The sequence below is a fragment of the Xanthobacter tagetidis genome (assembly GCF_003667445.1).
Classification (GTDB): Bacteria; Pseudomonadota; Alphaproteobacteria; order Rhizobiales; family Xanthobacteraceae; genus Xanthobacter; species Xanthobacter tagetidis.
This window is the reverse complement of sequence record NZ_RCTF01000006.1, coordinates 162,631-176,042: the sequence shown is the minus strand read 5'-3', so window position 1 is coordinate 176,042 and position 13,412 is coordinate 162,631. Positions and strand designations below refer to the sequence as shown.

Sequence of the window (13,412 nt, the reverse complement as noted above, 5' to 3'; positions counted from 1 at the left end):
TTCAGGTGCGGGCACGGGTGCATCGAAACCGCCGTCCGCCGGCCCCCACTTTCAAGAGGCTGCGCGGCGCGATCCTATCTCGGCCGCCCGATGATGCGGCGGGTCATGCACCGGCGTCGGCAATCCAAGAAAAAGGGGCGGAGGCTCGCGCCCCCGCCCCGTCTTGCATCATATCAAGGCCTCTCAGGCCGCGAGCGAGCGCAGCACGTAGGGCAGGATGCCGCCGTTGCGGAAGTAGTCCAGCTCATCCAGCGTATCGATGCGGCAGATGAGGTCGACGTTCTTCACGGTGCCGTCGGCGAAGGTGATCTCGGCGGTGAGAGTCTGGCGCGGCTTGAGGTCGCCCTCGATGCCCTTGAGGGTGACGATCTCGTCGCCCGTGATGCCGAGCGTCTGCCAGCTCTCGCCCTCCTTGAACACCAGCGGCACGATGCCCATGCCGACCAGGTTCGAGCGGTGGATGCGCTCGAACGACTGGGCGATCACGGCGCGCACGCCGAGCAGCTTGGTGCCCTTGGCGGCCCAGTCGCGCGAGGAGCCTGTGCCGTATTCCTTGCCGGCGAACACCACCAGCGGCACGCCCTCGGCCTTGTACTTCATGGCCGCGTCGTAGATCGGCAGCTTCTCGCCGTCCGGATAGTGGATGGTGACGCCGCCTTCGACCCCCGGCACCATCTGGTTCTTGATGCGGATGTTGGCAAACGTGCCGCGCATCATCACCTCGTGGTTGCCGCGGCGGGTGCCGTACTGGTTGAAGTCGATCGGGCGCACTTGGTGCTCGATCAGGTACTGGCCGGCCGGGGACGCCTGCTTGATGGAGCCGGCCGGCGAGATGTGGTCGGTGGTGATGCTATCGAGGAACAGGCCCAGGATGCGGGCGTCGAGGATGTCCTTCACCGGCACCGGCTCCTTCGTCATGCCGACGAAATAGGGCGGGTTCTGCACATAGGTGGAGGCGTCCTGCCAGGCATAGGTCTGGCCGGTGGGCACCGCGATCTTCTGCCAGTTCTCGTCACCCTTGAAGACGTCGGAATACTTTTCCTTGAACATCTTCTTGGTGACGTTCTCGCGGATATAGTCGGCCACTTCCTTGTTGGAGGGCCAGATATCCTTGAGGTAGACCGGCTTTCCGTCCTTGTCGGTGCCGAGCGGCTCGGTGGTGAGGTCCACCTGGAGCGAGCCGGCGAGCGCATAGGCCACCACCAGCGGCGGGGAGGCGAGGTAGTTCGCCTTCACGTCCGGGTTCACGCGGCCCTCGAAGTTGCGGTTGCCGGAGATCACGGCGCCGGCAACAAGGTCGTTCTTGTTGATGGCCTCGGAGATCGGCTCGGGCAGCGGGCCGGAATTGCCGATGCAGGTGGTGCAGCCGAAGCCGACAAGGTTGAAGCCCAGGTCGTCGAGATATTCCTGCAGGCCCGAGTCCTTCAGGTAGCCTTCCACCACCTGCGAGCCGGGCGCGAGCGAGGTCTTCACCCAGGGCTTGGACTTGAGGCCCTTCTTCGCCGCCGCCTTGGCCAGGAGGCCCGCGGCCATCAGCACGGAGGGGTTGGAGGTGTTGGTGCAGGAGGTGATGGCGGCGATCACCACGTCGCCATGGCCGAGCGTGTAGTCGGCGCCGGTGACGGGCACGCGCTTGCCGGCTTCGCCCGGCTTCTTGAACTCGCCTTCGAGCGCGGCGAGGAAGCCGGTCTTGCTCTCGGAGAGCAGCACGCGGTCCTGCGGGCGCTTGGGGCCGGCCATGGACGGCAGCACGGTGTCGAGGTCCAGCTCCAGCGTGTCGGTGAACACCGGGTCCGGGGTGTCCTTCTTGCGCCACATGCCCTGCGCCTTGGAATACTTTTCCACCAGCGCGACGCGGCTGTCCTTGCGCCCGGTCTCCTCCAGATAGTCGATGGTCTCGCGGTCCACCGGGAAGAAGCCGCAGGTGGCGCCGTATTCGGGGGCCATGTTGGCGATGGTGGCGCGGTCGGCGAGGGAGAGGTGCTCCAAGCCGGGGCCGTAGAACTCCACGAACTTGCCCACCACGCCCTTCTTGCGCAGCATCTGGGTGACGGTGAGCACGAGGTCGGTGGCGGTGATGCCTTCCTTCAGCTTGCCGTCCAGCTTGAAGCCGATCACCTCGGGGATCAGCATGGAGATGGGCTGGCCGAGCATGGCCGCCTCGGCCTCGATGCCGCCGACGCCCCAGCCGAGCACGCCGAGGCCGTTCACCATGGTGGTGTGCGAATCGGTGCCCACCAGCGTGTCGGGGTAGGCCACCTCGACCTTCTTGCCGTTGATCTCTTCCTTGCGGGTCCAGACCGTCTGGGCGAGGTATTCGAGGTTCACCTGGTGGCAGATGCCGGTGCCGGGCGGGACCACGCGGAAGTTGTCGAACGCGTTCTGGCCCCACTTCAGGAAGCGGTAGCGCTCCTGGTTCTGCTTGTATTCCTCATCCACGTTCTTCTTGAACGCGGCATTGTCGCCGAAGAAATTGACGATCACCGAGTGGTCGATGACGAGGTCCACCGGCACCAGCGGGTTGATGCGCTCCGGGTCGCCGCCCAGCGCCACCATGGCGTCGCGCATGGCGGCGAGGTCGACCACGGCGGGCACGCCGGTGAAGTCCTGCATCAGCACGCGGGCCGGGCGGTAGGCGATTTCCTTCTCCGCCTTGCCCCGGTTGTTCAGCCAGTCGGCGACCGAGAGGATGTCCGCCTTGGTGACCGAGCGGCCGTCCTCGAAGCGCAGCAGGTTCTCCAGCAGCACCTTCATGGAGAAGGGCAGGCGGGAGACGCCGGGAAGCCCGTTCTTCTCCGCCGCTTCCAGGTCGTAGTAGACGTAGTCCTTGTCGTCCACCTGAAGGGTCTTGCGGCACTGGAAGCTGTCGAGAGAAGTCACGGCGCGTTCACTCCGGTTCGATGATCGACCGACGCGGATCGCCTAAGGGTTGGGGAGGGAGGCACCCCACCACCTTGGACGGTGCGGTTCAGCCGCTTTATAGAGCCATTTCAAACCGGGGTCATGCGATAAGAACGGGCAAAGTGCAATGCAGCGAAAGCAGGGGCCGTGGCGGAAAATTCCTTGACCTGCCTCAGAGGCGAAGGCCTCGCCTGCCGGCGCGGGCTCAAGCTGCTGTTCGCGGGGCTCTCCCTTTCCGCGCGCGGGGGCGTTCCTCTCATCGTCACGGGGCCGAACGGAACCGGCAAGTCCTCGCTGTTGCGCATCCTCGCGGGCCTGCTGGCGGCGAGCGAGGGCGCGGTGCGCCTGGAGAGCGCAAGCGAGGCTCCGCTCGCCGAATGCGTGCATTATCTCGGCCACGAGGACGCGGTGAAGGGCGCGCTGACGGTCCACGCCAACCTCGCCTTCTGGCGCGCGGTTCTCGGCGAGACCGGCCTTGGCGTCGGCGAGGCGCTGGAGGCGGTGGGCCTCGGCGGCCTCGCGCGGCTCAGGGCCGGGGTTCTGTCTGCCGGACAGAAACGGCGCCTCGCCATGGCGCGGCTCCTGGCCTCGCGCCGGCCGATATGGATCCTCGACGAGCCGACCACCGCGCTCGATGCCGCGGCGCAGCAGATGTTCGCCGGCTTCGCCCGCGCCCACCTCGCCCAGGGCGGCATCCTGGTGGCCGCCACCCATGCCCCGCTCGACCTCGGGCCGGGCGAGGAACTGCGGCTGGGGAGGGCGGCATGAGGACCCAGACGCCAGGTGCCGCCATTCGCTCTGTCGAGCCCGATCCGCATGCGGTCGTCGCCGTTCGCCACTCCCTCCCCCCTTGCGGGGGAGGGCGGGGGTGGGGGGGGGCGGCGCGCATCGTAGCCTCCGTGTCCGCCCGCCGCGCCCATTCCTCGTATAGGGGGGAAATGCTGCGCCACCCCCCACCCTGCCCTCCCCCGCAAGGGGGGAGGGGGGCAAAGGCCCGGCCGCGCGCAAAGTTCAGCCTGTTTTCTCCGTCTCTCCCGCGCGCGGGAGCGGCAAGAGGCCTGGCGCACGGCCTGTGCCGGGAGGCCCCGCCCACCGCGCTGGAGCTGCGCCCATGACCCGCGCCTTCCTGGCCATCCTGAGGCGCGACCTCGCGCTCTCGCTCGGCTCCGGCGGCGGGGCGGGGCTCGGGGTGGTGTTCTTCCTGTGCGTCATCACGGTGGTGCCGTTCGCGGTCGGGCCGGACCTCGCTTTGCTCGCCCGCATCGGCCCGGCGATCCTGTGGATCGGCGCGCTGCTCGCCAGCCTCATCGGCCTGGAACGCCTGTTCACCGCCGATGTGGAAGACGGCTCGCTCGACAACCTCACCTTGTCCGCGCTGCCGCTGGAGCTGGTGGCCGCGGCCAAGGGCCTCGCCCACTGGCTCGCCACCGGCCTGCCGCTGGTGATCGCCGCCCCGGTGCTGGCGCTGATGCTGAACCTGGAGCCGGCGGCCATCGCCGCCGTGGTGGCGACGCTGCTGGTGGGCACGCCGGCGGTGACCTTCCTCGGCCTGATCGGCGCGGCGTTCGCGGGCGCGTTCCGGCGCGGCGGGCTGCTGATCGCGGTGCTGGTGATCCCGCTCGCCATCCCGGTGCTGATCTTCGCGGTGTCGGCGACCACGTCGGCGGTGACGGGGCCCGTGCCGTTCGGCACCCCCTTTCGGGTGCTGCTGGGGCTCGCTCTGTTCTCGCTGGTGCTCGGCCCCGTGGCGGCGGCGGCCGCGCTGCGCGCCGCGCGCGGCTGACCGCACGGGAAGCGCTGGAAAAGGCGTCACGAACATCGTCTCTTATGGCGTGCGGCCGGGGCAGATCGTCGCTCCCGGCGCGCGCGACCCAGGGGAATCCATTCCATGCGCCTGCCGCTGCTCTCGCCCAATGCCCTCACCGAGGCCCAGAAGCCGCTCTATGACGACATGGCCAAGGGCATCCGCGCCAATTTCAACGCCTTCAAGGTGATCGACGAGACCGGCGCGCTGATGGGGCCCTGGAACCCCTGGCTGCGCTATTCCAAGTTCGGCGGCCCGGTGTGGGAACTGGTGAAGGCCATGTCGGAGGCGCCGAGCCTGCCGCGCACGGTGCGCGAGGTGGCGATCCTCGTCGCCGGCGCCAGGTTCGACAGCGCCTACGAGCTCTACGCCCACGTGGCGGTGGCGGAGGCCAAGGGCCTGTCCGACGACAAGATCGCGACCATCGTCGGCGGCAGCCGCCCGGCCGACCTCACCCATTCCGAGGCCGTGGCCTACGACGTCACCCACGCGCTGCTGAATGGCGGGCCGCTGCCGGAACTGCTCTACCGCCGGGCGGTGGAGACCTTCGAGGAGGCGGGTGCGGCGGAGCTGATCTATCTCGTCGCGCTCTACTGCCACGTCTCCATGATTCTCAACGGCTTCAACGTGCCGGTGCCGGAGAAGGAATGAGCGCCGCGCCCGCGCCGCGGCACGGGCGGCGCAGGCGCCGGGGTCATGCCTTCTTGACGTAGGTGGACGTCATGAACGTCACCCACTGCCCGTCGGGCATCTCGATGCGCGAGGAGAAGCCCCGCTCGCCGGACGGCTTCAGCTCGATGATGTCCTGGTAGCGCGCCCGGCCCTCGCCGGTCATGGACGGCCCCTCGGTGTCCAGCGTCAGCACGGTGCCGCCGGCGTCGAGCGTGCCCTCATAGACCCACAGCGCGTTCATGGCCGACGACATGAAGGTGCCGACGAACTTGCCCTTGGCCGGGTCGAACCCCAGGGAGAGAAGGTTGGTGGCGGTGCCCATCTCGGGCATCGGGGTGGTGCTCTCGCAGATCACCCACCGGTCGCCGAGCGCGCGCACCGTCTCGGCACCGCTCATGCGGCTCGGCGGCTGATCCGGGCCCATGATGCATTCGCCCTCAAAGGACCAGTTCCCCACCAGGCCCTGCAGCCACTGATGCTCCTTGCCCGTTTCCTCATGCATGGCGTTTTCCTTTCAATGACCCTACGGAAGATGAGGGCTCGGCGGGGGCGCCGCAATGGTCGGCCGCGACCTTCTTTCCTGCGGGTAAATGGCGCGCGAGGACCGCTCCCCTGGCGAATGGAGATGGTCTAGAAAGGCGGCATGGCGATCCTCGACCTCGCGAACCCGACGCGCTTCCTGAATTATTCCGGCCGCCTCCTGCCGTGGATCGCGGTCGCGTCCGTCCTCGTTCTGGCCATCGGCTTCTGGCTCGCCTTCCAGGCGCCCGCCGACTACCAGCAGGGCGAGACGGTCAAGATCATGTACATCCACGTGCCGTTCGCCTGGCTCGCCATGTTCGCCTACACCCTGATGGCGGCCTCCTCGCTCGGCATCCTGGTCTGGCGCCATCCGCTCGCGGACGTGGCGCACAAGGCCGCGGCGCCCATCGGCGCCACCTTCGCCGCCTTGTGCCTCGTCACCGGCGCCCTGTGGGGCCGGCCCATGTGGGGCACCTATTGGGTGTGGGATGCGCGCCTCACCTCCATGCTGGTTCTGCTGCTGCTCTATCTCGGCGTGATGGCGCTGCGTGCCGCGATCGACGATCCGAGCCGCTCCGGCCGCGCGGCGGCGGTGCTGACATTGGTGGGGGTCATCAACATTCCCATCGTCAAGTTCTCGGTGGACTGGTGGAACACCCTGCACCAGCCCGCCTCCGTGTTCCGCATGGGCGGCTCCACCATCGACGGCAGCCTGCTCTGGCCGCTGCTCACCTGCGCGCTCGGCTTCTCGCTGCTGTTCGCGACGCTGCATCTCATCGCCATGCGCACCGAGATCCTGCGCCGGCGGGTGGAGGTGCTGGAGGCGCGCGCCGCCGCCGAGGCGATGGGCTGAACCGATGGAGCACTTCACCTTCATCGCCGCCTCCTATGGGGTCTCCCTCCTCGGCCTCGCTTTGCTCGCCGCCTGGCTGCTCATCGACAACGCCGCCCAGAAGCGGGCGCTGGCCGATCTGGAGGCGCGCGGCGTGCGCCGCCGTTCCAGCGCCGTGTCCAAGATCGAGGAGGCGGCCCCATGAGCGCGCCCGCTCCGGCACCACAGGCGCCACGGCGCCGCGTGTGGCTGGTCATGCTGCCGCTGGTGATCTTCCTGGCGCTGGCGGGCCTGTTCCTGACGCGCCTGGAGAGCGGGGGCGATCCCTCGCGCGTGCCCTCCGTTCTGGTGGGACGCAAGGCGCCCGCCATGACGCTGCCGCCGCTGCCGGATCTGCGCAAGGCAGGGGCGAGCGTGCCCGGCATCGACACCGCGGCGCTCGGCGGCAAGCCGACGCTGGTGAACGTCTGGGCCTCCTGGTGCGGGCCGTGCCGCGAGGAGCATCCGCTGCTGATGAAGCTGGCGCAGGACCCGCGCCTGCGCCTCGTCGGGCTGAACTACAAGGACGCCCCGGAGAATGCCCGGCGCTTCCTCGGCCAGTACGGCATGCCCTACGAGGCGGTCGGGATCGACCCGAACGGCCGGGCGGCCATCGAATGGGGCGTCTATGGCGTGCCCGAGACCTTCGTGCTCGCCAAGGACGGCACCATCGCCCACAAATTCGTGGGGCCGCTGACGCCGGAGGCGGTGGCGACCACCCTCCAGCCGCTGATCGAGAAGCTCGCGGCCCAATAAGCGGGCCGACGGCTCAGTGGCGGCGATCTCAGTGGACGGCGAGGTTGCGGCAGGCCTCCGCGCAGGCGCGGCAGGCGGCGGCGCACTCGTCGGCATCATCGTCCGCATCCGAGGCGGCGACGCACGCCTCGCACAGGCCGGCGGCCGCTTCGCACAGCTCGCGATGGTGCGGCACGCCGAGGATCATCACATGCGCCGCCGCGCGGCAGGTCTCGGCGCAGGCCAGCATGAGGCGCAGGCGCTCGGGCTCGATGGCCGAGCGGCCGGTCTCCATGTCCGCGGCCCCGTCGGCGCAGGCCCGCGCGCAGTCGAGCAGAAGGTCCACGGCCCGGCCGGACTGCACCGGATCGTCCAGAAGGAAGGTGGCAGGAACGTCGGCGCGGCGCGAGAAGTCGATGGCGATGCGGTGCATGTCGCAGGGTCTCCGGCGTGTCTGTCATAGGAGAAATGCCGGTGACGCAGAGCTGGTTCCCGCCAGGGTGACGAAATCGCGCCGAAGGGCTAATGAGCCCTTATGGCCTTCTCCACCGAAGAGATCGAACGCTACGCCCGCCACATCGTGCTGCACGACGTGGGCGGGCCGGGCCAGCAGAAGCTCAAGGCGGCGCACGTCCTGGTGGTCGGCGCCGGCGGCCTCGGCGCGCCGGTGCTGCTCTATCTTGCCGCCGCCGGCGTCGGGCGCATCGTCCTGGTGGAGGACGACGTGGTCTCGCTCTCCAACCTCCAGCGCCAGGTGATCCACGGCACGCCGGACATCGGCCGCCCGAAGGTGGACAGCGCCCGCGACGCCATCGCCGCGCTCAACCCCCATGTGGAGCTGGTGACGCACCGCACGCGGCTTACCGCCGAGAACGCGCTCGACCTGATCGGCGGCGTGGACGTGGTGGTGGACGGCTCGGACAATTTCTCCACCCGCTATCTGGTGTCGGACGCCTGCGTTCTGGCGCGCAAGACGCTGGTGACGGCGGCGCTCGGCACGCTCGATGCCACCATCACCACCGTTCGCGCCCACGAGAGGGGTCCGGACGGCACGCCGAACCCCACCTATCGCTGCCTGTTCCCCGAGCCGCCGCCGCCCGGCACGGTAGCCCCCTGCGCCGAGGCGGGGGTGCTGGGCGCGCTCGCCGGCACCGCCGGCTCGATCGCCGCGCTGGAAGCGATCCGCGCCATCGTCGGCTTCGGGGAGGGACTGGTCGGCCGCCTTTTGATGATCGACGCCCGCTCCATGCGCTTCGAGACGCTGAGCTACGGCTGGGACCCGGAGAACCCGTTGACGGGGGAGACGGTGCGCATCACCGATCTGTCGGCGCACGCCAAGGCGGCGTAAGGCTGCCTAAGGCGCCGGGCGCCAGGGAATGTCCAGTCGCGCGTCCCCGCCGCCGTCATGCTCCGGCTTGACCGGAGCATCCACCCCGTTGTGCAGGGCTTGCGGCAGGCCGGTAGGCTCCGGTCAAGCCGGAGGGCGACGGGTGTGCGGGACGCGGAGGAAGCCGGGCCGGGCGCGTTGCTCACAGCATCGCGGGCAGGACGCGGTCCGGCGGGCGGTGGCCGTCCATGAAGGTCTTGATGTTGACGATCACCTTCTCGCCCATGTCCACGCGGCCTTCCAGGGTGGCCGAGCCGAGATGCGGCAGCAGCACCACCTTGCCCTGCTTGGCGAGGCGGATCAGCTTGGGGTTCACCGCCGGCTCGTGCTCGAACACGTCGAGGCCCGCCCCGGCGATCTCCCCGGCCTCGATCAGGCGGGTGAGGGCGTTCTCGTCGATCACCTCGCCGCGCGCGGTGTTCACCACGTAAGCGTGCGGCTTCAGCAGCTTGAGGCGCCGCGCCGACAGGAGATGGTAGGTGGCCGGCGTGTGCGGGCAGTTCACGGAGATGATGTCCATGCGCGCCAGCATCTGGTCGAGGCTCTCCCAGTAGGTGGCGTCCAGCATCTCCTCGATCGCCACCGGCAGGCGGCGGCGGTTGTGGTAGTGGATCTGCAGGCCGAAGGACTTGGCGCGCCGCGCCACCGCCTGGCCGATGCGGCCCATGCCGATGATGCCGAGGCGCTTGCCCCAGATGCGGCGGCCGAGCATCCATGTGGGCGACCAGCCGGGCCATTCCTCCTTCTCGGAGTTCATCACCTGCGCACCCTCGGCCAGCCGCCGCGGCACCGAGAGGATCAGCGCCATGGTCATGTCGGCGGTGTCCTCGGTGAGGACGCCGGGGGTGTTGGTGACGGTGATCCCGCGGTTGAGCGCGCTCGCCACGTCGATATGGTCGACGCCGTTGGAGAAGGAGGCGATCAGCCGCAGGTTCTCGCCCGCCTGCGAGAGAACCGAGGAATCGATGCGGTCGGTGACGGTGGGAACCAGCACGTCGGCCGTCTTCACCGCCTCCACCAGGGCCGCGTGGTCCATCGGCGCGTCGTCTTCGTTGAGGCGAACGTCGAACAGTTCGCGCATGCGCGTCTCGACCGTTTCCGGCAGCTTGCGCGTGACGACCACCAGCGGCTTGCGACGCACCATGGGCACTTCCCCGTTCCCCATTTCTTAACCCTTGTGGTCCCGTCTATCAGACAGGCGGCGAAACACAAGGCGCGCGGGAGCCGCAGCCCTTGACGCGCGCGCCCGCGCGGCGCACCTCACAGGCGCACCCCTCCCGCGATGCGAAAGGACGATGCCATCATGCCTTCACCGATCCGTCATTGCATGAAGAGCTTCCTCTTGGGCGCGCTCTTCGTCACGGGGCTTTTCGCCCTGGCGCCGGCCGAGGCCGCGCAGGACGGGACCTCGGGACTGCCGGTGCCGCGCTTCTCCTCGCTCAAGGCCGACACCGTCAACGTGCGCAACGGGCCGAACAAGGACCACGACGTGGCCTGGGTGTTCCACCGGGCCGGGCTGCCGGTCGAGGTGACGGCCGAGTTCGAGACCTGGCGCCGCATCCGCGACGCCGATGGCGCGGAGGGCTGGGTCTACCATTCCCTGCTGTCGCTGCGCCGCACCGCTCTGGTCGCGCCCTGGCAGAAGGGCGAGACGGTGCCGCTGCGCAATGGGCCGAGCCCCGAGGCCGCGGTGGTGGCGAAGCTGGAGCCCGGCGTGCTCGGCGTCGTGAAGGCCTGCGACGGCAAGTTCTGCCGCATCTCCGGCGAGAGCTTCGACGGCTATGTGGCGCAGTCCCTGCTCTTCGGCGTATATCCCAACGAGAAGATGGAATAGGCCACCGGGCCGTCAGGCCTGGATGGTGTTTTGGTAGCGAAAGCCGGGCCGCATTTACCCGCGGGCCGGCTTCGGCTTATTTTCCCCCGCAATGACGCCAGCTGCGGGCGCTCCCTGAGGGCGCGACGGCGGTCACGCAAGAGAACACGGCGCCTCGGGCAAGCGCGCCTCACCAACGGGAGCCGCGGCATGACGCAGGCGCATCTGGACAAGCATGGACGGCCCGTGGTGGTCGTCACCGGCATCGGCATCGTCACCTCGCTCGGCCAGGGCAAGGACGACAACTGGCGCCGCCTCACCGCCGGCGAATCGGGCATCCACACCATCACCCGCTTTCCCATCGAGGGCATGCGCACCACCATCGCCGGCACCGTGGACTTCCTGTTCGACGGCCGCGTCCCGGCGCCGGACCTGTCCGAGAAGCTCGCCACCCTCGCGGTGGAGGAGGCCATCGCCGAGGCCGGCATCGGCGCCAAGGGCGACTTCCCCGGCCCGCTGTTCGCCGCCGTTCCGCCGGTGGAGCTGGAATGGCCGGAGCGCCGGCAACTGGGGGAGGCGGTGGGCAAGTACCCGCTGACCTATCGCGATCTGCTCGGCGCCGCCGCCTCCGGCCGGTTCCGCCCGTGGCACGAGCGCTTCATGTTCGGCTCGGTGGCCGACCGCCTCGCCGATCGCTTCGGCACCCGCGGCCAGCCGATCTCGCTCTCCACCGCGTGCGCGTCCGGCGCCACCGCGATCCAGCTCGGCGTCGAGGCGATCCGGCGCGGCGAGACCGAGGTCGCGCTCTCGCTCGGCACCGACGGCTCGGTGCATCCCGAGGCGCTGATCCGCTTCTCGCTGCTCTCGGCGCTCACCACCGCCAACGACAGGCCCGAGGAGGCGGCGCGCCCGTTCGCCAAGAACCGCGACGGCTTCGTCATGGCCGAGGGCGCCGCGGCGCTGGTGCTGGAGAGCTATGCTCACGCGGTCGCGCGCGGGGCGACCATCCTCGGCGTGCTGGAGGGCTGCGGCGAAATGGCCGACAACTTCCACCGCACCCGCTCCTCGCCGGACGGCCGCCCCATCGTCGGCTGCATGAAGAACGCGCTGGCGGATGCCGGCATCACCCCGGACGACGTGGACTACATCAACGCCCACGGCACCTCGACGCCCGAGAACGACCGCATGGAATATGTCGGCCTGAAGGGCGTGTTCGGCGAGGAGAAGCTCGCCGGCATCCCGATCTCGTCCAACAAGTCCATGATCGGCCACACCTTGACCGCGGCGGGGGCCATCGAGGCGGCGGTGTCGCTGCTCACCATCGCCAATGGCCGCATCCCGCCGACCATCAACTATCATGTGCCCGACCCCGCGATCCCGCTCGACGTGGTGCCGAACGTGGCGCGGGATGCGCAGGTGCGCCGCGCGATCTCCAATTCGTTCGGCTTCGGCGGGCAGAACGTCTGCCTGGTCCTGGCGGCGGAGCCGGCCTGAGGGGGCGCGGCGGCGACATCCGCCTCCGCCTCCGCGCCGTACTGAGGGCGGGGGGCGTCGTCTTCTCCCGCAGGTGGTGGCCTTCCGCTTTTCCCCCGGCGCGGGCTATATGACCGGTTCGTCCCGGTGACGGACCCGGACGGCGCGGCCTGCGTCGTCCATCGCTGAAAAACCGACCCAGAGAACAAGAATGCGCGCCCTCCAGCTCGTCTCCGACCGCAAGCTCGAAATCGTCGACATGCTCGAGCCCGACGCCCCCGGCGCCGGCGAGGTGCAGATCCGGGTGAAGGCGCTGGCGCTCAACCATATCGACGTGTGGGGCTGGCGCGGCATGGCCTTCGCCAAGCGCAAGATGCCCCTCGTGGTGGGCGCGGAGGCCGCCGGCGAGATCGTCGCGGTCGGCGCCGACGTGCGCGGGCTCCAGGTCGGCCAGACCGTTTCCATGTACGGCGCCATGACCTGCGGCCACTGCCGCCACTGCCTCGCCGGCCGCGACAATCTCTGCGAGAATGTGGGCGGCGTGCTGGGCTTCCACATCGACGGCTTCGCCCGCGATCTCATCAACCTGCCGGAGCGCCTCGCCATCCCGGCGCCGCAGGGCGTGCCGTTCGAGGACGCCGCCTGCGCCGGCATCACCTTCTCCACCGTCGAGCACATGCTGTTCGACAATGCGCGTCTCGAAGCCGGCGAGACCGTGCTGGTGCATGCCGGCGGCTCGGGCATCGGCTCCGCCGCCATCCGCCTCGCCAAGGACGTGGGCGCCACAGTCATCACCACGGTGGGCGACGACGAGAAGGGCGCCAAGGCGCTGGCGCTCGGCGCCGACCACGTCATCAACTACCGGCGCGACCGCTTCGAGCACGAGGTGCGCAAGATCACCAAAAAGGTCGGCGTCGACGTGGTGTTCGAGCATGTGGGCGCCGAGACCTGGAACGGCTCGCTGCTCTCCATGCGTCCGGGCGCGCGGCTCGTGACCTGCGGCTCCACCTCGGGGGTGAGCGTGCAGATGAACCTGATGCAGCTGTTCCAGCGCCAGTACAAGATCTTCGGCTCGTTCGGCGCCACCATCCGCAACGTCTCCAACGGCCTTGAGAAGATGGGCCGCGGCATCCGCCCGGTGATCGACACCGTGGTGCCGCTGGATCGGTTCAACGAGGGCCTCGAGCGCCTGGAGAGCCGGCGCGTGTTCGGCAAGATCCTGGTCGCATTCTGA

14 protein-coding genes are annotated in these 13,412 nt (G+C 69.3%); 10 read left to right on the top strand and 4 right to left on the bottom strand.

All coding sequences use genetic code 11. The features are described from left to right. Positions 1-183: 183 nt before the first annotated feature. Complete coding sequence (acnA, locus tag D9R14_RS09585) at positions 184-2,880, bottom strand: aconitate hydratase AcnA (RefSeq protein ID WP_121623094.1); 2,697 nt, start codon at positions 2,878-2,880, stop codon at positions 184-186. 183 nt (positions 2,881-3,063) lie between these two features. On the opposite strand from acnA, the gene ccmA reads away from it, so the two are divergent. From ccmA to D9R14_RS09570, 3 genes are all read left to right on the top strand, one after another. Further along, positions 3,064-3,669, top strand: coding sequence for a heme ABC exporter ATP-binding protein CcmA (gene ccmA, locus D9R14_RS09580; protein ID WP_121623093.1), 606 nt, complete (start codon positions 3,064-3,066; stop codon positions 3,667-3,669). A 343-nt stretch (positions 3,670-4,012) separates the two neighbouring features. Then, the gene (gene ccmB, locus D9R14_RS09575) at positions 4,013-4,684 is read left to right on the top strand and encodes a heme exporter protein CcmB (RefSeq protein WP_121623092.1); all 672 of its coding nucleotides are present in this window, start codon (positions 4,013-4,015) and stop codon (positions 4,682-4,684) included. Between the two features lie 105 nt (positions 4,685-4,789). Continuing rightward, complete coding sequence (locus D9R14_RS09570) at positions 4,790-5,356, top strand: carboxymuconolactone decarboxylase family protein (protein ID WP_121623091.1); 567 nt, start codon at positions 4,790-4,792, stop codon at positions 5,354-5,356. Positions 5,357-5,399: 43 nt separating this feature from the next. Here the strand turns inward: D9R14_RS09570 and D9R14_RS09565 are convergent, their stop codons facing one another. Next, positions 5,400-5,879 (bottom strand): DUF1579 domain-containing protein, encoded by a 480-nt coding sequence (locus tag D9R14_RS09565; protein ID WP_121623090.1) that lies wholly within the window; start codon positions 5,877-5,879, stop codon positions 5,400-5,402. Between the two features lie 141 nt (positions 5,880-6,020). Here D9R14_RS09565 and D9R14_RS09560 point away from each other — a divergent pair, with 141 nt between their 5' ends. Genes D9R14_RS09560 through D9R14_RS09550 form a run of 3 tightly spaced genes read left to right on the top strand, consistent with a single transcriptional unit; the run spans position 6,021 to position 7,526 of the window. Beyond that, positions 6,021-6,752 carry a heme ABC transporter permease gene (locus D9R14_RS09560; protein ID WP_121623089.1) on the top strand — a complete coding sequence of 244 codons (732 nt, stop codon included), beginning with the start codon at positions 6,021-6,023 and terminating at the stop codon, positions 6,750-6,752. Positions 6,753-6,756: 4 nt separating this feature from the next. After that, on the top strand, positions 6,757-6,936 hold the full coding sequence (gene ccmD / locus D9R14_RS09555) for a heme exporter protein CcmD (protein ID WP_121623088.1): 180 nt from the start codon (positions 6,757-6,759) through the stop codon (positions 6,934-6,936). Continuing rightward, on the top strand, positions 6,933-7,526 hold the full coding sequence (locus D9R14_RS09550; RefSeq protein WP_121623087.1) for a DsbE family thiol:disulfide interchange protein: 594 nt from the start codon (positions 6,933-6,935) through the stop codon (positions 7,524-7,526). The genes ccmD and D9R14_RS09550 overlap by 4 nt, the downstream gene beginning before the upstream one ends. A gap of 28 nt (positions 7,527-7,554) precedes the next feature. Here D9R14_RS09550 and D9R14_RS09545 read toward each other — a convergent pair whose 3' ends face one another. Further along, a complete protein-coding gene (locus tag D9R14_RS09545) occupies positions 7,555-7,938 on the bottom strand; it encodes a four-helix bundle copper-binding protein (protein WP_121623086.1) in 384 nt (127 codons plus the stop codon). Between the two features lie 102 nt (positions 7,939-8,040). Between D9R14_RS09545 and D9R14_RS09540 the strand changes: the two genes are divergently transcribed. Continuing rightward, on the top strand, positions 8,041-8,853 hold the full coding sequence (locus D9R14_RS09540) for a HesA/MoeB/ThiF family protein (RefSeq protein WP_121623085.1): 813 nt from the start codon (positions 8,041-8,043) through the stop codon (positions 8,851-8,853). Between the two features lie 181 nt (positions 8,854-9,034). Here the strand turns inward: D9R14_RS09540 and D9R14_RS09535 are convergent, their stop codons facing one another. Further along, the gene (locus D9R14_RS09535) at positions 9,035-10,036 is read right to left on the bottom strand and encodes a 2-hydroxyacid dehydrogenase (protein ID WP_121623084.1); all 1,002 of its coding nucleotides are present in this window, start codon (positions 10,034-10,036) and stop codon (positions 9,035-9,037) included. 159 nt (positions 10,037-10,195) lie between these two features. Between D9R14_RS09535 and D9R14_RS09530 the strand changes: the two genes are divergently transcribed. The 3 genes from D9R14_RS09530 (at position 10,196) to D9R14_RS09520 (ending at position 13,412) form a co-directional block, all read left to right on the top strand. After that, positions 10,196-10,726, top strand: a complete 531-nt coding sequence (locus D9R14_RS09530; protein WP_184759489.1) for an SH3 domain-containing protein — start codon at positions 10,196-10,198, stop codon at positions 10,724-10,726. Positions 10,727-10,915: 189 nt separating this feature from the next. Next, positions 10,916-12,199 carry a beta-ketoacyl-ACP synthase gene (locus tag D9R14_RS09525; RefSeq protein WP_121623082.1) on the top strand — a complete coding sequence of 428 codons (1,284 nt, stop codon included), beginning with the start codon at positions 10,916-10,918 and terminating at the stop codon, positions 12,197-12,199. Between the two features lie 190 nt (positions 12,200-12,389). Continuing rightward, a complete protein-coding gene (locus D9R14_RS09520) occupies positions 12,390-13,412 on the top strand; it encodes a zinc-binding dehydrogenase (RefSeq protein WP_121623081.1) in 1,023 nt (340 codons plus the stop codon).